This is a genomic window from Pseudoalteromonas sp. NZS71_1 (assembly GCF_015864305.1).
Classification (GTDB): Bacteria; Pseudomonadota; Gammaproteobacteria; order Enterobacterales; family Alteromonadaceae; genus Pseudoalteromonas; species Pseudoalteromonas arctica.
In genome coordinates, this window is the sequence record NZ_JADYXM010000001.1 from 254761 (window position 1) to 274079 (window position 19319).

Below are 19319 nucleotides of genomic sequence, written 5' to 3' on the forward strand. Positions count from 1 at the left end.
ATTATTACAGTGCAACAATTCATTTTTTCTGCACTTAAAAAGTGCGGTTAGTATATAAACAATCTTTTTTAAAAAGCTCAGTAGTACAGAGCAATATTTGAACCAACTAAGCGTACATCACATATTATTTATTTAATCGAATTTAAAGTTAAATAATCCAAAAGTATTGCCTAAATTTATAAAATTCTTTTGTTCTGTACTTTCATCAGCGATAATACACAGCATCTTAATACTCTGAAATATCATAATTTTCATGTTGAAAAAAAGCATTTTAATAACTATAGCCATCATCTTTTTAATAATAGCCACACTTGTTGGTTCTTCAATCTATACCCTTTATAGTAAAAAAGAAATCTCAGTTGATCCTAAATTAAAAGAAATCTCAGGTATTGAATTTGATAAACAAAAACGTCTATGGGCTATTAACGACGGAGGCAACGAACCCAAGCTTTACCGCCTTAACAAAGATGGTTCTATTGCCAAAGAAATTTTGGTTGAAAACGCTAAAAACATTGATTGGGAAGACATGACCCAAAACAAATTTGGGCACTTTTTTTTAGGGGATTTTGGTAATAACAAAAATGATCGTAGATGGCTCACTATTTATAAAATAGAAAACCCTATAGATATAAAAACAAACACAACCCAAGCCGAAATAATTAAGTTTACCTACCCTGAAATGGATGGCAGTCCAATAAAACCCAACGACCGAAATTTTGATTTAGAAGCATTTGTAGCACTAGGTCGTCATTTATATTTATTTACTAAAAACCGCACAGAACCTTTCGATGGTATTACTAAAGTGTATAAAGTGGGCGATCATGCAGCAAATTTTGATGCTGAGCTAATTGACTCTTTTAAAACGTGTACCACGCTTGAAAAACTATGCTGGATAACCTCTGCGGCGCTCAGCCCCGATCGTAAAAAATTAGTCTTACTTGATTCAACAAGTCTTTGGTTATTTGAAAACTTTGAAGGTGATAAGTTTTTCTCTGGTGATGTATCAAAAATAGATTTAGGGATTGTTACTCAAAAAGAAGCAGTCACCTTTTTTGATGACAACACGATTGTATTTACAGATGAAGAGTTTAAAGGCATAGGCGGTAATGCTTATTTTATAAAGCTTGATAAAGCCAAAAAAGAAGTTATAAGAAAAAAACCTATTTCAGAAAAAACACTTCCATAGCATCTAGTTAGCTAAGCTAAAGCATTAAAGCTTAGCTAACTTATGTGAAAGGTAATGAGTTAATTACTCTTTTCATTTGACGAATGAAGTGCTTTTTCTACATCAACACCTAAAATCAACACTCCAATATGACTATTATTATCATCTAAAACAGGAAAACTTAGCTGAACTTGAAAATGATGTGTTGATGCATCATATGTGACGCTATCAAAGTTAAAATCTTTTGACTGTTTAAATGTTTTAGTAAACTTATTTTCATCTCCTTGCCAGTAGTCACTGGTTAGCTTACTAATAGCGATGTTTTTTCCTTGGTTATCAGTCAATATTAGCTCAGTAACAACACCTTTGAATTGAGATTGCCATTTTTTAAATACTTTAGATAACGGTAAATTAAGCATAGCTAATCCATCAGGGTGCTTTACTTGTTTACTTTCTTTTATCCATAGCTGGTCTAGTCTTTTAATTTCAGATTCACTTAAGGGAGACTCATTACTTATTTGAACTTGTTCTACTAAACTAGGTAAGTTTAGTAAGGTTTTAGCACTACTTGACAATCTATCAAGTATTTGCTTTTCTTCACTTTTTGATAGTGAAAATGGTGCCTGCGCGCAAGTATTTATATTTTCATCAAACTGCTGCATAAATTTAGGGAAGCGTTTAATAAGTGAATGCGAAGCAAATAATCCCAAAGGTACATACCTAAAAAATTCTCTTTGATACTCATCTTCATTAATGCCTAGCTTTGAGGCTGCTAATTCAAAATCGTCTAAATCAAGTAGAATTCTATCAATCCGCTTATGGTGCATAACATTTACTATTTCTTCTAATGAATTTACTTCTACCTCAGCAATAATATTCTGAGTTTTAAACCAATTAGCCTGATAACTCCCTCTTACTGCACCATAACGCATTTTATTTTTTGGTTTATTAATGCTCTCTGGATGAGTAAACCAGTACCAGCTTTCTAAAAAGATGGGGGATGATATGCGCCCATAGGCCTTCATTTCAGGCATTAAATGAGTTGTGAAATAACCGTCTAAGCGGTCTAACTTTACTTCTCGACGTGCGCGTAACCATGGCAAGGTTTGTAGCTGAAAAGGGGCTCCCATTTCAAATAAAATACACTCAACTTGGTTGACTGCATTATCAGGTGCAGTGGTGGGTAAGTTTGTTCCAAACTGAAGAGGCTCAGTTAAACCCAATAAGAGGGTAAAAAAATATGCAGGCATAATCCATTACTAAATATTGTACAAATTAAAATGAGTATAGTCATGCATATTAAAAAAGCATAAATTCTCCTTACAAAATTTTGTATCTTATCAATGGCTTCAATATTTAAATCTATGCTCTACTGCTATTAGCTTATAAAAAGTACACTTAAATATTTAAATTAATGCATTTATATCTAGGGTCTGTTGACCTTTGAGGATTAAAATTCGTTCAAACTAGGCGCTATTTAATCGCGGCGCGAGATTTGTAACCTAGTGGGCTCGATAACTGCTCCTGCGTTGTTCTAATAGCTTACATCTATGTAGGCAACCAAGAGTAAATAGCGCCTAGGAAGAACCCTATGGGGAGTAACCACACTGCATAGGCTCTGCCTTGCCTGAATACTAAACAGGCTACTGAAAATTCAACCTTGAAAGATCAACAAACCCTAGCCTTTCTATTACTTACCTAAAGTATACCGAGTGTTCACTTAACGACTAAAACAAAAACTCACTGACTCTAGCGCTTAAATTTAGTTTCTAAAATAACAGAAGATGTTGTGCGCTCTACTCCATCCAGATTTCCTATATCGTCAAGTAAATGGCTAAGCTGCTCTAAATTTTGAGCCTGTACTACAGCAATTAAATCAAACTCACCACTTATGGCATAGAGCTGCGAAATTGCATCAATTTGCTTAAGCTCAATATTTGTTTTAGTTGTTAGTTTTTGTCTTACTTTTATAGACACATGAGCTGATACCATTTTACTGAGGTAGTCATCTCCATAATCAACGCTATAGCCTTTAATTACACCCGTTTCTTCTAGTTTGAGCATACGGCTTTGTACCGTTGAACGAGATAAGTCAAGCATTCGAGCAAGATCAGAAATACTCGCCCTAGCGTTTGTTTTTAGTACAGAAAGTAGCTTTTCATCTTGTGGAGTTATCATAATGGTTATTTTCTTCGTTATTTTGTCTTTTATTTTAATCATTTTTCACAAAATAGCACTGCAATTTTAATAGCTAACCTTCGATAATGACCTCTACAAGAAATAATAACGTGTTTGCTGAAGAATAAAGGCTATATTCTTCTTTGAGTTAGCAACTAATCTTTTATCTAAGCCCATTAAATTTAGGTGTAAAAATGCAAGTAACAAGAGACTTATTTAACGACGTAATGGTACCAAACTATAATCCATCGGCAATCATTCCAGTTCGTGGTGAAGGTTCACGCGTTTGGGATCAAAATGATAACGAGTTTATCGATTTTGCTGGTGGTATTGCCGTTAACTGTTTGGGTCACTGTCATCCTGCATTAGTTAAAGCATTAAAAGAGCAAGGCGAAAAAATTTGGCATTTATCGAATGTTATGACCAATGAGCCAGCACTTCGTTTAGCTCAAAAAATGGTTGAAGCAACATTCGCTGATAAAGTTTACTTTGCAAACTCAGGCGCAGAAGCCAATGAAGCAGCGCTTAAGTTAGCGCGTCGTTATGCATTGGACGTATATGGCGCTGAAAAAACGCAAATAATTGCATTTAATAAAGGTTTCCATGGTCGCACATTCTTTACAGTAACTGTGGGCGGGCAAGCTGCATATTCTGACGGCTTTGGTCCTAAACCTGCTGACATAGTACATTGTGATTTTAACGATATAGCAGCATTTGAAGCGCTGATCAGCGATAAAACATGTGCTGTTATGATGGAACCATTACAAGGTGAAGGCGGTATTATTTCACCAACAGATGAATTTGCTAAAAAAGTACGTGAACTTTGTACTAAACATAACGCGTTACTTATTTTTGATGAAGTACAAACGGGTGTTGGTCGCACAGGCGATTTATACGCTTATGAAGGTTTAGGCGTTGTTCCTGACATTTTAACAACGGCAAAAGCATTGGGTGGTGGTTTTCCAATTGGCGCTATGATCACTCGTACACCAATTGCTGAGCATTTAAAAATTGGTACTCACGGTTCTACTTATGGCGGAAACGCACTTGCTTGTGCTGTTGCTGAAGCGGCATTTGATACAGTAAATACACCAGACGTACTAAACGGTGTTAAAGAGCGCGAGCAATTATTCCGTGACGGATTAAACGCAATTAACGAAAAATACAACGTATTTAGCGAAGTACGTGGTAAAGGCTTATTAATTGGCGCAGTACTAAATGACAAATTTGAAGGACGTGCACGCGACTTTTTAGTAGCAAGTGCTAATAATGGTTTAATGAACCTTGTAGCTGGCATGAATGTAATTCGCTTTACACCGTCTTTAGTTATTCCGTTCGAAGATATTAAAGAAGGCTTAGCGCGCTTTGAAAAAGCCGTTAGCGATGTAGTAAACGGTTAATATAGTTTAAATTAGCACGCCTACAGGCGTGCTATTGGAGCAAGCAATAAATGCAAGTATTACGTCCTATTACTGCCAATGATTTTGACGCGCTTAAACAAATAGCGATTGAATCCGGTCATGGGTTTACCTCTTTACCTGTGGACGATGCACAGCTTAAAGAAAAAATTGAACGTGCTGAAAAAAGCTTTGCCAAAAACATTAACCAGCCACTTGATGAAAGCTATTTATTTGTTTTAGAGGACAGTGAAACAGGTGACGTTATTGGCACAACCGCTATAGAAGCCGCAGTAGGTTTATCGGTGCCTTTATATCATTATCATTTAGGTAAAACAGTACACCACTCGCCTACTTTAAATGTATATAACACCGTTGATATTTTGAGCATGTGTAACGACTACACAGGTTGCTCTGAAATATGCACATTATTTTTGCGCGAAAATAGCCGTAAAGGTTTAACAGGTCGATTTTTATCACGTTCACGCTTTTTGTTTATGGCTCAGCATAGCGAGCGTTTTGCCGATACTGTTATCGCAGAAATGCGCGGTGTTAGCGACGAAGACGGCCATTCTCCTTTTTGGCAATGGCTGCAAGAGCACTTTTTTAGTATTGAATTTCCAGAAGCGGATCACTTAGTTGGCTTAGGCGATAAGGTATTTATTAGCGAGTTAATGCCTAAATACCCTATTTATGTGAACTTGCTTAGCAAGAAAGCCCAAGCAGTTATTGGGCATGTGCATGAAAAAACAAAACCTGCGCTAAAATTATTAGAAAAAGAAGGTTTTGAGCACAGAGGCTACGTTGACTTATTTGACGCAGGCCCAACGGTTGAAGCAAAGCTTGGTAATATTCGCAGCATTCGCGACTCTCAAGTTTGCCCTATTACTATTGGTGAGCTTGATCACATATCACAAAATAGCTCTGATACGCTGGCTGTATGTAATCAAGGCGTAAGTGGCTTTAGAGCAACATTTACCAAAGACGCACATTACAATCATGCAAAACATACTCTCGTCATTAGCCAAGATGTGGCTAAAGCACTTAATTTAAGTCAAGGAGATGCAGCGCGATTTTTCCGCCTGTAAATTATTTATGAATACACACCTAATTAATAACCAGTGGCATGCAGGGCAAGGTCCAGCATTTGAGTCAATCAATCCAAGTAATGGCGATGTGGTATGGCAAGGTAATGGCGCAAACGCCCAGCAAGTAAATTCAGCTATAAAAGCAGCCAGAGCTGCGCAATTACAATGGGCAGACAAACCACTTGAAGAGCGTATAGCCATTCTTGAAAACTTCGCAGCTCAATTAAAAGAACACAGTGAAGAATTTGCGACCATAATTGCACGCGAAACAGGTAAACCATTATGGGAAACCCGCACAGAAGTAGGCGCAATGACAGGCAAAGTAGCTATATCTGTAAAAGCATACCATGAGCGTACCGGTACAACCGAAAACCCAATGCCAGGTGCAAAAGCGTTTATTAGACACAAACCGCATGGCGTTGTGGCTATTTTTGGCCCGTATAACTTTCCGGGGCATTTACCAAACGGGCATATTGTTCCTGCAATTTTAGCAGGCAACACCGTGGTATTTAAGCCATCAGAACTGACCCCGCACGTTGCAGAATTTACGCTCTCACTTTGGCTAAAAGCGGGCTTACCAGCAGGTGTTATTAACCTTGTGCAAGGTGAAATTGAAACAGGTAAAGCACTTGCCTCTCACAAAGACATAGATGGATTGTTTTTTACCGGTAGCTCAAACACAGGTCACTTACTACATAAGCAATTTGCAGGACACCCTGGCAAAATTTTAGCACTTGAAATGGGTGGTAATAATCCTCTTATTGTAAAGGACGTGAGTGATGTAAGCGCTGGTGTGCACGATATTATTCAATCAGGTTTTATTACCTCAGGTCAGCGCTGTACGTGTGCACGCCGCTTATTTATTGAAAAATCGCTCAATGGCGATGCTATATTAGAAAAGCTAATAAGCGCGACTAAAAATATAGTTGTAGACGACAGCTTTGCTACAGAGCAGCCTTTTATGGGTGCAATGATAAGCGAAAAAGCAGCACTGGGTATGGTCGCTGCGCAAAGTGAATTAGTCTCAAAAGGCGCGCAAATCCTTGTTGAACTTAAGCAATTAAAATCAGGCACAGGTTTTGTAAGTCCAGGCATTATTGATGTAACAAACATTACCGACATGCCAGATGAAGAGCATTTTGGTCCGCTTATTAAAGTGTATCGTTACAACGACTTTGACAGCGCAATCATTGAAGCCAATAACACAAGCTTTGGTTTATCTGCAGGTTTACTTAGCGACAGTGAAGATGATTACACTCACTTTTTAAAGCGCATTCGTGCAGGGATTGTTAACTGGAACCGCCCTATTACGGGTGCCTCTAGTGCAGCTCCATTTGGCGGTATTGGCGCCAGTGGTAATCACAGAGCCAGTGCCTATTATGCCGCCGATTATTGCGCATACCCTGTAGCATCTGTTGAGTCAGACAAAGTGAGCTTACCGCAAACCCTAGCGCCGGGCTTAATAATTGAATAAGTAATAAAACCAAATTTTAAATTTAAGGACTTAACATGCATACTGATGTAAATACATTATTTAATAACCTTTGGAAAAATTACTTAAACGTAACTCCATCGGCAGACAAAATTCATGACCTTTTAGGGTCAACGCAAAAAGATGACATCATTAACGATCATATTGCGCTGCGTACATTTAATATTGAAAAAGTGGGTCTTGAAAAGCTCGCTGCTCACTTTTTAGCTATTGGTTACAAAGAATGTGGTGAGTACCATTTTGAAGCTAAAAAACTCTATGCAAAGCACTACGAGCATAGCGATCCTAACCAGCCAAAAGTGTTTATTTCTGAGCTATTAGTTGAAAAATGCTCGCCTGAGTTACAAGCCATCGTAACCGACATGGTTGACAAAATTGATGAAAGTGCAGTAACAGCTGATAACTTTTTGTATTCAGGCACGCATTGGCAAGTAAGCACCGATACTTATAAGCAGCTGCTAGCTGAAAGCGAGTATGCAGCGTGGATGTCGGCGTGGGGTTACCGTGCCAATCACTTTACCGTAAACATTAATACGCTTGCTAAGTTTGATAACATTCATGATGTTAACCAAGCCCTGAAAGACGCTGGCTTTTCGCTTAACACGTCAGGCGGCGAGGTCAAAGGCTCACCAGAGGTGTTACTAGAGCAATCGTCAACACTTGCTGATGAATACTCTGTTACCTTTAGTGACGGTGATATGAGCATTCCTAGCTGTTTTTATGAGTTTGCTATTCGTTACCCTAAAGCAGACGGCGAGCTTTATACAGGTTTTGTTGCAGCCTCAGCTGACAAAATATTTGAAAGCACCAACGCTCGATAATAAAACCTAAAGTACTTTATTTTAAAAGCCCGTTATGGGCTTTTTTTATGTCGGTAGTTATGTTGATTAATTATAAAAATAACGGTTTATAATCGTTTTCTAACTTTTCAAACGATAAGTCGCCAATAAAGCGGCCAAAGCTCAACCACGTTGCCAAACCACGTAAGTCTTTAAAGTGTGGTGGCACAAATTGTGGGCTCTCTATTACACCTAAATCATGAAGCTGCGATATTAACCTAAAATCATCTATCGATATTTTACCTACGAGTAATAAAGGAAGCCTATCGATTCGACCTAGCTGTATTGCTACGCGAATTAAGTTATATACCAGTACAAAGCCTTTAATGTAGGCAATGTCTTTTGTAAAAGGCAGACCTGTTGGCGTACTGCCTCTAAATACACGCTGCGCGAGTGTATAACTGTCATCTTTTGATAAACCTTGCGCGACATAGTCACGGTAAATGTCTACAAACTCAGCGCCATCTATTACCTTTGTAACCGCTTGAATACGATTCACTAATTTAGATAAACGTCTCGGAGTCGATTTTAAAGTAATAATTTCGGTTAATACCGCTAGGCCTTCTTGGGTAATAGTAGAGCTAGGCGTGCCTTTACTCAAACATGTTAAATACGGCTGTGCTAAACCATTTTGAGTGGTACCTACGTGTATCCACCCTTCGTGAACTTCTAAAATATCAAGTTCACGCTGAGAAAACTTAACATCTTGATTAAGCTTTATATTATTAGCACCTGCGGCTGCATCACTGACAATACCATCGCTAAGCATTACCTCTACGTTTATGCCTGCCATACTGGCATTTACTTGCTCAGACAAAATACGCACAGCATCAACAGCATCAATATTTTTAGGGTCGTCAGGCAGTATGTCGGCTATAAGTAAATTTTGCAGCGGTTTATCTAGCATATTAGCTAGCTCAGAAAGTGAGGGCTCACCAGCATGGAATAAATCTTTAGGGTGTCCAAATAACTCCACTGATAAGTCATGAAACTCTGGCGTTCCACGATACTCAAGCATACTTAATACCGTTTTATACTCGGTGCACATTTTTCCCATATATTGAGCAATCGGATTTAACTGTCCCAATTGGTTAATAATGTTACGGTGCAAAGTAGAAAATGCTTGGCGCAGCTCGCTAGGTACAAAACCAAGGTCGCGCTGTTGATAATATGCACGATCGATGAGTGGGTTTTTTTGACATTTCTGTCTAAAAAACTCCTCTTTAGTTTGTTTATCCCAATTAATAGCATCGAGTATCCTAATTGGAGTTTGCAATGCAATTAATTGATCCGATAACTCACGAGTTTTTAGTAGTAACGCCTTGTCTATCATGCTCTAAGCTCAACAATAAATGAGCTTTGAGCATAATTTAAAAAAGCGAAATTACAAAGCAATATCACACTTTTTTAGCTATTGTTTTTAAGATGATCGACCCTCATATCTGTATCGTATGAGTTACTAAACGAAGGGCATAAAACATGAAAAACGAAATCGACAATAAACAGATTTTAGCCGTATATGAACGTATAATTCAAAAAGGTGAAATGACTGATGAAGGCAAGCATTATCAAGGTGTTACTGCTTATTCAGACGTAGATGGCTACACAGTATACCTACAAGGTAGCGGCGTTGAACTGCGCTTTGGTTTTCATAATACTTACCACCTTGACTACGAACATGAAAAGCATAAAGACGACTTTTTGAAAAAATTATATAACATTGCAAACGAGAGCTAATGCACCCACGAAAACGCAGACACCGCCCTACCAGTAAGCTCAATACTACTTTTATAAACCAAGTAGTAGAAGAGCTTAGAGCTGATCCAAGCAAAGTCTCAATTATTCAAGAAAATTTAGAACAGTACCGTGCTCAAACTCATTTAAAGCGTGGTTTTTTACTGGCTATAGAGCGCTTTGATTGGGTTTTTGAAGCAAGCAAAGATATAGACTTTATTTGCCAGCAAATTTTAGCTGATGACTATATTGGCAATAGACTAAGACGTTACCCCCTACTTTTTAAAGGCGTTATTAATAATGCCTGACCTTTCAAAACCAAGCGCTTTAAAACGATAAAACCACAAAGTTTACTCTCTATATAAATTTATTAGAGCACTAAGCAATTGCAGGTTTAGTGCGCTTTTGTATTAAATTAATACTATTAGTACTCTAATTATTACTGCACTAATGATTATTGATCATTTTATTCATTTATTGCTGTAAACAAATCATTACTATTATTTAATTTCAAAATAAAATTCACAAGCCTTTGTTTTAAATAAAATAAAACAAAATAAAACCTTATCTTCTTTATCGCATTAGTTGCGCTTTTATTAATGATTAATCTACATTTTGGCATCTAGATATTTACTTCAGCCTTGAATTGTTAGAGCTATTACCTTAAGCTTATGTTTATTGAACGTTCAATTAATAAAAATCATGCCTAAAGTCGGAATGGAACCTGTCAGACGTCAGCAGCTAATTGACGCGACTATAGAGTCAGTTGCAACTAATGGACTACAAGGCACAACTATAAACAGCATTAGTAAAAATGCCGGTTTATCGTCAGGCATTATTAGTCATTATTTTGGTGGTAAGCAGGGGTTAATTGAAGCCACTGTTAGATACTTACTAACAAGCTTAAAACAAGGCTTGATAAGTAAAGTAAATAACCAAACGAATGCCATTGAACGTTTAATGATTATTATCGAAGCCAACTTTGCGCTTGTACAACAGCGTAATGATACAACCCGAACGTGGTTAAGTTTTTGGGCGCAATCGATGCATGATGAAGAATTACACAGACTACAAAACGTAAACAGTAAACGCTTGCAAAGTAATTTAGCATTTTCTTTTAAGCAATTAATGCCTATTGAGCAAGCAAAGCAAGCTGCAGAACTTAGCGCCGCAATGATCGATGGCCTATGGTTAAGAGCAGTACTGAGTAAATCAGACAATAATCAGTTTAAACACAGTGAAAAGTTAGCAAAAAGCTACGTACTTTCACTTATCAAGCAATATGGAGCCTAGCGTGACTACACCTGTCTATCAAAATTTTATTAACGGCCATTTTCTTGCAAACCAGAACGGCAAAACATTTGATGTAACAAACCCAGCAACGGGCGAGGTTATTTACGCAGTAGAAATTGCCGACGAATTTATTCAAAACGCAGCCATTGCCAGTGCAAAGCAAGGTTTTGCTCAGTGGTCAGCAATGACACCCATTGAACGTAGCCGCATTTTATTAAAAGCAGTGGCTATTTTACGCGAGCGCAACGATGAGCTGGCACTTGTAGAAGTACTTGACACCGGTAAACCAATGCAAGAAGCAAATTGTGTTGATATTGAAACCGGCGCTGATGTAATTGAATACTTTGCAGGCCTTGCGCCAGCACAAGTAGGCCAACAACAAATGGTTGGTGATGACTTTTACTACACACGTAAAGAGCCATTAGGTATTTGTGCGGGTATTGGTGCATGGAACTACCCACTACAAATTGCGTGTTGGAAGTCGGGCCCTGCCCTTGCAGCTGGTAATGCATTTATATTCAAACCATCTGAAGAAACACCACTTGGCGCACTTAAACTTGCAGAAGTCTTTGTTGAAGCTGGCGTACCTGCAGGTGTGTTTAATGTTGTTCAAGGCGCGGGCGATGTAGGCCAGTGGCTAACGCAGCATAGCGATATTGATAAAGTATCATTTACGGGTGAAGTAGGCACAGGTAAAAAAGTAGTAGCAAGTGCTGCCGGTACTTTAAAAGATGTCACGATGGAACTTGGTGGTAAATCTCCACTATTAGTATTTGATGATGCCAACATTGAGCAAGCGGTTAGCGCTGCTATGTTAGGTAACTTTTATACGCAAGGCGAAATTTGTACTAACTGTACACGTATTTACGTTCATAAAAATGTATATCAGCAGTTTATTGATGAGCTTAAAGCGCGCACTGAGAAAAACATTATTGCTGGCGACCCACAAGATTTAAATACTAACTTTGGCGCACTTATTTCTAAAAAGCACCAAGAACTAGTAATGAGCTACGTTAATAAAGGCATCGAAGAAGGTGCAACGCTATTAACCGGTGGTACAACGCTTTCACCTAAATCTGCACCTAATGGCTATTTTGTAGCACCGACTGTGTTTATTGATTGTAATGACGATATGACTATCGTTAAAGAAGAAATATTTGGCCCTGTAATGAGCGTGCTTGTTTTTGACGACGAAGACGATGTTATTGCACGCGCTAACGGGACTCACCTAGGCTTAGCCGCAGGCGTATTTACTAGCGATATTAAACGTGCGCACCGCGTTATTCATAAGTTACAAGCCGGTATTTGTTGGATTAATGCATACGGTAACTCACCTGCTGAAATGCCAGTTGGCGGTTATAAGCAATCGGGTATTGGCCGTGAAAATGGTATACAAACGCTTGATCAATACACGCAAACTAAGTCTATTTATGTTGGTATGGCCGACATAGAAAGCCCATTTTAAGGCGCCCTACTATGAGTAATCATTACGACTATATTATTGTTGGCGCGGGTTCGGCCGGTTGTGTTTTAGCAAACCGTTTATCTGAAGATTCAAGTAACCGCGTGTTACTACTTGAAACTGGCGGTAGCGATAAAAGTATTTTTATAAAAATGCCAACCGCGTTATCTATTCCTATGAATAGTGACAAATACGCATGGCAGTTTCATACGCAGCCTGAGCCTCATTTAGATAACCGTGAAATGCATTGTCCTCGAGGCAAAGTATTAGGCGGCTCATCATCTATTAATGGCATGGTATATGTACGTGGCCACGCAAAAGATTTTGACGAATGGCAGCAACACGGTGCAAACGGCTGGGATTACCAATCGTGTTTACCGTATTTTCAAAAAGCAGAAAGCTTTTACCTTGGTGAAAATACTTACCGTGGTGGCAAAGGCCCGCTTGGCGTTAATAACGGCAACGAAATGAAAAACCCGCTTTACCGCACCTTTATCAAAGCAGGTGTACAAGCCGGTTATGCTTCTACAGATGATTATAATGCGTCGCAGCAAGAGGGTTTTGGCCCAATGCACATGACCGTAAAAGACGGCGTGCGCAGCTCTGCTTCTCGTGAGTACTTAGACCCTGTTAAATCGCGTAGTAATTTAACAATTATTACCGGTGCACTAGCACAACGCGTGATTTTAGATGGCAAAAAAGCCACTGGCATTGAATACAAAGTAAATGGCGACGTTAAAACTGCACATGCTGCAAAAGACGTTGTACTAAGTGCAGGGCCAATTGGCTCTCCACATATTTTACAACTCTCTGGTATTGGTGATACTCAAGTGCTTGAAAAAGCAGGCGTTGAAGTACAGCATCATCTACCAGGTGTTGGTCAAAACTTACAAGATCATCTTGAGTTTTACTTTCAATACAAGTGTAAGCAACCTATCACGCTTAACGGCAAACTAGGCATTGTTTCAAAAGGATTGATTGGCGCGCGCTGGTTATTAACGCGTTCAGGTTTAGGTGCAACGAATCATTTTGAATCGTGTGCGTTTATTCGCTCAAAACCAGGTGTTGAATGGCCAGATATTCAGTATCACTTTTTACCAGCGGCTATGCGTTACGATGGTAGAAGTGCATTTGCAGGTCATGGTTTTCAGGTACATGTTGGTCATAACAAACCAAAAAGTCGCGGTAGTGTCACTATTGCTTCTGCGAATCCTGAGCAACCACCAACCATTTTATTTAATTACCTTGAACACCAAGACGATATTGAAGGTTTTAGAGCGTGCGTTCGCTTAACACGCGACATAATCGAACAAAGTGCCTTTGATGAATACCGCGATGAAGAAATTCAACCTGGTAAACATATTCAAACAGATGAAGAAATAGATGCCTTTGTACGCCAAGCCGTAGAAAGTGCCTACCACCCTTCTTGCTCATGCAAAATGGGTGAAGATGATATGGCCGTTGTTAACTCAAATACGCAAGTACATGGTATTGAAGGACTACGTGTTGTTGACTCATCTATATTCCCAACTGTTCCTAACGGAAACTTGAATGCGCCTACTATTATGGTTGCCGAAAAAGCAGCTGACATAATTTTAGGTAAAGACCCATTACAGAAATCGGATGTGAATGTTGCCATAACAAAAAACTGGCAAGAAACACAACGTAGTACGGAGATCTAACTTTAGCCACATGCTTAGGTTTAGTCTCGTCGGGCTAAACCAATGCGTGCCTTGCAGTGGCACACGATGTAAATAGGTTACGTTGTGTTAATGCGAGAATAAAACAATAAAATACGGAGTGCTTATGAATTATTTTTATTCATTACTGGAGGGTAACAATGACTATTTGGCTTAATGCAGGGATCATTTTTACCTTACTTGCCATTATCACTATTTTAATTAAATGGGGTAATGTTCGCGTAGTAGGTGTAACACCAGTTCGAACCTTTACGTTTATAGCAATACTATTTACTTCTGGCCTGGATGTTGGCCTTATCATGTTTCCTTTAACTGAGTTTGCAGGTTATGCAGACATAAAAGCAAGCCCAGAATACGCGTTTGCAAATCCACTGGCTATTGAGTTTGGCTACTGGGGATTTTTGATCTGGGGATTTTACTTTCTTACGTGCTTTTATTTCTGTGTAATAGAACCTAAAGTGAAATTTTTCGAAATTCCTTGGGTTAAATTTATCAATAACGTTGTAATTATTGGTACATGTGCATTTACCGCTTATTTGCTGCTTACAAACCTACCGTGGTATTTACCCGAACTAGGTGATGGAACAAGTATAGTTTCTGAGTTTTACTTGATTGTGTTTGCGGCTATCTGTTTTGCTGTGTACTCAAGTACTGATATTAAATATGTACGTATTTTAAGTATTTCTACTACCTGGTTATTTTTAGCTTTAATCGCCTTTATGTGGGCTGGCGCATTTGTGATTGGTGATAGTCAAATGTCAGCATTTACAGATAACTTAGGCTCTATTGGTACTTACTTTGCGAACATTAATGAATTTGTTTTACCGCTTAATGATTACCATGAGTTCTACTTATTCTGGTGGTTTGCGTGGAGCATAATGATTGGTCAATTTACATCACGCTTTGTTGGTGGACTTAAAACATACCAAGTATTAGGTGCTATGTTGATTTTCCCTTCTATTCCTATTGCGATTTGGTTTAGCGTACTTTATCACTACCATGAAGCGGGTATTCCAACTCAAGGCATTAAAAACTTTGCAATGGTATTTGTAGGTATTGTATTTGTAATTAACTCACTCGATTCGTTAGTGCGTTTATATACAGATAACCTAAACTTTACCGTAAAGCGTTTTGGCAAAATGAAATACATGATCGGAAATGTTGTCGCTTTATCGTTACTTACACTATTGTTTAAATTAGAATTTTTACAAATTCAGTGGGTAGGCGCATTGGTTATTGGATTGTTCTTTATCTGTGCTGGTTTTATCGGATACAGCAAGTTTAAAACAGTTACAAACATAGACAGCTCACCAAAAGCAAACGAAATTGATTACACAAAAATAGACACAGTACACTAGGGATTAATAATGAATAACAAACTAAAACAACTTGTAGTAGCACTACCATTTGCAGTTTTATCAACAACCGCAGCTGCTGATTGGTCAACAACAATCACTGCAGCATCTGACTACACTTTTAATGGTGTAACACAAACAGATAGCGATCCTGCAATTCAAGGCAGCTTAGACTATGCCTTTGATAGCGGTGTTTACGCCGGTGTATGGGCTTCAAATGTAGATTTTGGTGACGACACTGATTTTGAACTTGATGCTTACGTAGGTAAATATGTACAACTTGATGAGCAATTTAGCGTTGACTACGGTATTGCTTATTACACTTATCAAGGTAATAACAGCGATGGTAACTACGCTGAAGCTTACACTAAGTTTGGTTATGCAAGTGAATACGGCCAGACTGAGCTTAACTTTTGGTACAGCTGGGACTACTTTGGTTACGATACAGGCCACGTTATTTCGATGATCGCTCACACTTATGAGCTAGCTCCTAATCATGCACTACGTGCAAGCTTTGATATTTCAAACTCACTTGATGGTGATAAGTTTGAATGGGATCAAGCTAAGGGAGACAAATCGTATTATCACTACCGTCTAGCATACCAAACAAGCTACGAAGGTTTTGGTATTGAAGTGGCTGCTGAAAACACAAGCTTAGATTACGATTATGCTGATGAGCGTATTGTACTTGCTGTTTCACGCACATTTGATCTTTAATACAATAATTACTGATTAAACAAAAAATGCCACTCTACTTAGAGTGGCATTTTTATTTGTAAACTAACTAACTAACTAACTAACTAACTAACTAACTAACTAACTAACTAACTAACTAACTAACTAACTAACTAACTAACTAACTAACTAACTAACTAACTAACTAACTAACTAACTAACTAACTAACTAACTAACTAACTAACTAACTAACTAACTAACTAACTAACTAACTAACTAACTAACTAACTAACTAACTAACTAACTAACTAACTAACTAACTAACTAACTAACTAACTAACTAACTAACTAACTAACTAACTAACTAACTAACTAACTAACTAACTAACTAACTAACTAACTAACTAACTAACTAACTAACTAACTAACTAACTAACTAACTAACTAACTAACTAACTAACTAACTAACTAACTAACTAACTAACTAACTAACTAACTAACTAACTAACTAACTAACTAACTAACTAACTAACTAACTAACTAACTAACTAACTAACTAACTAACTAACTAACTAACTAACTAACTAACTAACTAACTAACTAACTAACTAACTAACTAACTAACTAACTAACTAACTAACTAACTAACTAACTAACTAACTAACTAACTAACTAACTAACTAACTAACTAACTAACTAACTAACTAACTAACTAACTAACTAACTAACTAACTAACTAACTAACTAACTAACTAACTAACTAACTAACTAACTAACTAACTAACTAACTAACTAACTAACTAACTAACTAACTAACTAACTAACTAACTAACTAACTAACTAACTAACTAACTAACTAACTAACAATATCCCAAGCACTTGTACCCGATGCTGAAAGGTTACTGGTGTTATTGCGTAATACTTTATTACCTACATTAGCTGATGACTCAGGTCGACTTACTAAATAACCCTGAACAGAACTCACACCCATTTTTTTAACAAGTTCAAACTGCCCTATTTCTTCAACGCCTTCAGCTACAATTTTAAGGCCAAGCTTTTGTCCAAGCTCACTAATTGTATTTAATATATCATTATATTTTTGGCTTTTATTAGCTTGAGCTATAAACGAGCGATCAATTTTAATAACATCTATTGGTAAATCCGCTAATGTACTTAAAGAACTAAAACCTGTACCAAAGTCATCAATAGCAATAGTGATACCCTCTTCTCTTAGCCTACTTAGCTCTTTAATAATTCTTGGACTGGCTTTAATGAATGTTGATTCTGTAATTTCAAGCATTAAAGACGTAGCGGGTAAACCGGTTTTTTTGAGCTTCTTCATTATCCAATCATAAATGTCACGGTGCTTTAATTGAATGCCCGAAACATTTACTGATATTTTTACTTTACGCATACCTGCATTGTGCCATGCAGCCATTTGCCTACATGATTCAAGCATAATCCAATCGCCAAGTTCTAATATTAAATTAGACTCCTCTGCTATTGGAATAAATTCTGAAGGGGGGATCATGCCCTCAACTGGGTGGTCCCATCGGGTAAGTGCTTCGAAATAATCAATCATACAATCTTCAACATGCACAATTGGCTGGAAAGATAAGTAAAAATCTTTACACGCGACTGCTAAACGCAACTCTTCAAGTAAATAATGGTAACGGCGCATTTTGTTACCCATTTCTGGCGAGTAAACTTTAAATATTCCCTTACCATCACTTTTAGCTCTATACATAGCTACATCGGCTAATTGTAAAAGCGCTTGAGGCGTTGATGCACTTTCTGGGTAAGCCGCAATACCAATACTGGCACTAATTTTTACTATTTTATTGCCAAGCACAAAGTCTTTTTCAAGCTCACTTAGCACATGCTTAGCAATTTCAACGACTCTGTCGCTATCATCAAGTAATTCTATAAAAATGGAGAACTCATCCCCTCCTAACCTTGATAAGTTTTGCTCTAATTGGTTAGCACTATTTATGTTACTTAATTTATGGTGGCGTAATACATTCGCAAGTCGGCTAGCAACTTGAACTAATATTTCATCACCAAAACTGTGACCAAACGAGTCGTTTACTTGTTTAAAGCCATCAAGGTCTATAAACAGGAGCGCACACTTGAGATCTTCTTGATTAGCATGATTAATTTGTCTGTCGATATGTTCAATATATGCATGACGGTCAATTAATAACGTCAGTTTATCTTGGCATATACTGGTTTGAGTTTGTTTTACATAATTAGCCACATGCGTATTTAAACTATTTATTGATTGGCTTAAGCTGCTTACACCCAAAGGGTTCTCTGCCGATTTTACTTGCAAATTAAATGCAGTGAGTAAGCTATTGGCTTGAAGATTAAGCTCCGCTATTTGATTTTTATAATGACGCTTTCTACGCTCTCTGCGTAAGTACAGGCCAGAACCAAATATTAAGATACATAAAAGTAAAAAATTAATAGGTGATGCAAGTGTCATTATAATTAACTTACTTGAATCAGCAGCTACAAACTGGGTGTCAGTGGTTTTAATAAGCAAAAAGTCAGCAGTGGGCTGCTCAATTATATAGTGGCCATTTAAGATCGGATTATACCAAGGAGCCATATCAAGAGTGGTATTCGTTATTTCGAAATTTCGTATATCAATACTGGTACTAAATAAATTTATACGATTAATCTGATTCGTTAACTCTATGTTTATGCAAAAACAAAATAGAATTATGATTAGGAAAATAAAACCGAGCGGCTTAAGTTTACTCATAAAAAAAATCCATCTACTTTGCTTCTCCTATCAAACCTATTACCAAAAACGGATTATATCGCTTGCATTTAGTACTACGCAAGCATTGATATAATCCTAAGCCATTAGAATAAAAAAAATTGTAACAATAACGGATTAACTAATTATATTTGATATATAGTATAGGTGGCATT

General features: G+C 37.6%; 16 protein-coding genes. 12 read left to right on the top strand and 4 right to left on the bottom strand.

The genetic code is table 11. The features are described 5' to 3' along the window. The first annotated feature begins 253 nt into the window (after nucleotides 1-253). Nucleotides 254-1186, top strand: coding sequence for a hypothetical protein (locus I6F43_RS01055; RefSeq protein ID WP_007580756.1), 933 nt, complete (start codon nucleotides 254-256; stop codon nucleotides 1184-1186). Between the two features lie 59 nt (nucleotides 1187-1245). Here I6F43_RS01055 and I6F43_RS01060 read toward each other — a convergent pair whose 3' ends face one another. Both I6F43_RS01060 and I6F43_RS01065 read right to left on the bottom strand, forming a co-directional pair. Then, a complete protein-coding gene (locus I6F43_RS01060) occupies nucleotides 1246-2415 on the bottom strand; it encodes a cache domain-containing protein (RefSeq protein WP_101216978.1) in 1170 nt (389 codons plus the stop codon). Nucleotides 2416-2914: 499 nt separating this feature from the next. Further along, a complete protein-coding gene (locus I6F43_RS01065; RefSeq protein WP_002958609.1) occupies nucleotides 2915-3343 on the bottom strand; it encodes an Lrp/AsnC family transcriptional regulator in 429 nt (142 codons plus the stop codon). Nucleotides 3344-3537: 194 nt separating this feature from the next. Here I6F43_RS01065 and I6F43_RS01070 point away from each other — a divergent pair, with 194 nt between their 5' ends. The 4 genes from I6F43_RS01070 to I6F43_RS01085 are packed head-to-tail and all read left to right on the top strand — an operon-like array spanning nucleotide 3538 to nucleotide 8141. Next, entirely contained in the window at nucleotides 3538-4743 is a 1206-nt protein-coding gene (locus tag I6F43_RS01070) for an aspartate aminotransferase family protein (RefSeq protein WP_007580760.1), read from the top strand. Between the two features lie 50 nt (nucleotides 4744-4793). Next, nucleotides 4794-5828 carry an arginine N-succinyltransferase gene (gene astA, locus I6F43_RS01075; RefSeq protein ID WP_007580762.1) on the top strand — a complete coding sequence of 345 codons (1035 nt, stop codon included), beginning with the start codon at nucleotides 4794-4796 and terminating at the stop codon, nucleotides 5826-5828. Between the two features lie 7 nt (nucleotides 5829-5835). After that, nucleotides 5836-7302 carry a succinylglutamate-semialdehyde dehydrogenase gene (astD, locus tag I6F43_RS01080; protein WP_197100541.1) on the top strand — a complete coding sequence of 489 codons (1467 nt, stop codon included), beginning with the start codon at nucleotides 5836-5838 and terminating at the stop codon, nucleotides 7300-7302. Nucleotides 7303-7337: 35 nt separating this feature from the next. Beyond that, a complete protein-coding gene (locus tag I6F43_RS01085; RefSeq protein ID WP_197100544.1) occupies nucleotides 7338-8141 on the top strand; it encodes a DUF1338 domain-containing protein in 804 nt (267 codons plus the stop codon). 70 nt (nucleotides 8142-8211) lie between these two features. Here I6F43_RS01085 and I6F43_RS01090 read toward each other — a convergent pair whose 3' ends face one another. Beyond that, nucleotides 8212-9492, bottom strand: a complete 1281-nt coding sequence (locus tag I6F43_RS01090; protein ID WP_008169642.1) for a flavohemoglobin expression-modulating QEGLA motif protein — start codon at nucleotides 9490-9492, stop codon at nucleotides 8212-8214. A 146-nt stretch (nucleotides 9493-9638) separates the two neighbouring features. On the opposite strand from I6F43_RS01090, the gene I6F43_RS01095 reads away from it, so the two are divergent. From I6F43_RS01095 to I6F43_RS01125, 7 genes are all read left to right on the top strand, one after another. Further along, nucleotides 9639-9896, top strand: coding sequence for a DUF3081 domain-containing protein (locus I6F43_RS01095; protein ID WP_002958616.1), 258 nt, complete (start codon nucleotides 9639-9641; stop codon nucleotides 9894-9896). Beyond that, nucleotides 9896-10201, top strand: a complete 306-nt coding sequence (locus tag I6F43_RS01100) for a hypothetical protein (protein WP_165725464.1) — start codon at nucleotides 9896-9898, stop codon at nucleotides 10199-10201. The genes I6F43_RS01095 and I6F43_RS01100 overlap by 1 nt, the downstream gene beginning before the upstream one ends. 409 nt (nucleotides 10202-10610) lie before the next feature. After that, the gene (gene betI, locus I6F43_RS01105; protein WP_010553010.1) at nucleotides 10611-11186 is read left to right on the top strand and encodes a transcriptional regulator BetI; all 576 of its coding nucleotides are present in this window, start codon (nucleotides 10611-10613) and stop codon (nucleotides 11184-11186) included. Between the two features lies 1 nt (nucleotide 11187). After that, nucleotides 11188-12651, top strand: coding sequence for a betaine-aldehyde dehydrogenase (gene betB / locus I6F43_RS01110; RefSeq protein WP_024591762.1), 1464 nt, complete (start codon nucleotides 11188-11190; stop codon nucleotides 12649-12651). Nucleotides 12652-12662: 11 nt separating this feature from the next. Then, complete coding sequence (gene betA / locus I6F43_RS01115) at nucleotides 12663-14330, top strand: choline dehydrogenase (RefSeq protein ID WP_101216984.1); 1668 nt, start codon at nucleotides 12663-12665, stop codon at nucleotides 14328-14330. A 158-nt stretch (nucleotides 14331-14488) separates the two neighbouring features. Further along, complete coding sequence (locus I6F43_RS01120) at nucleotides 14489-15706, top strand: BCCT family transporter (RefSeq protein ID WP_024592192.1); 1218 nt, start codon at nucleotides 14489-14491, stop codon at nucleotides 15704-15706. A gap of 9 nt (nucleotides 15707-15715) precedes the next feature. After that, nucleotides 15716-16420, top strand: a complete 705-nt coding sequence (locus I6F43_RS01125) for a TorF family putative porin (protein ID WP_197100546.1) — start codon at nucleotides 15716-15718, stop codon at nucleotides 16418-16420. An 815-nt stretch (nucleotides 16421-17235) separates the two neighbouring features. Here the strand turns inward: I6F43_RS01125 and I6F43_RS01130 are convergent. Then, complete coding sequence (locus I6F43_RS01130) at nucleotides 17236-18990, bottom strand: putative bifunctional diguanylate cyclase/phosphodiesterase (RefSeq protein WP_425595331.1); 1755 nt, start codon at nucleotides 18988-18990, stop codon at nucleotides 17236-17238. Between the last annotated feature and the right edge of the window lie 329 nt (nucleotides 18991-19319).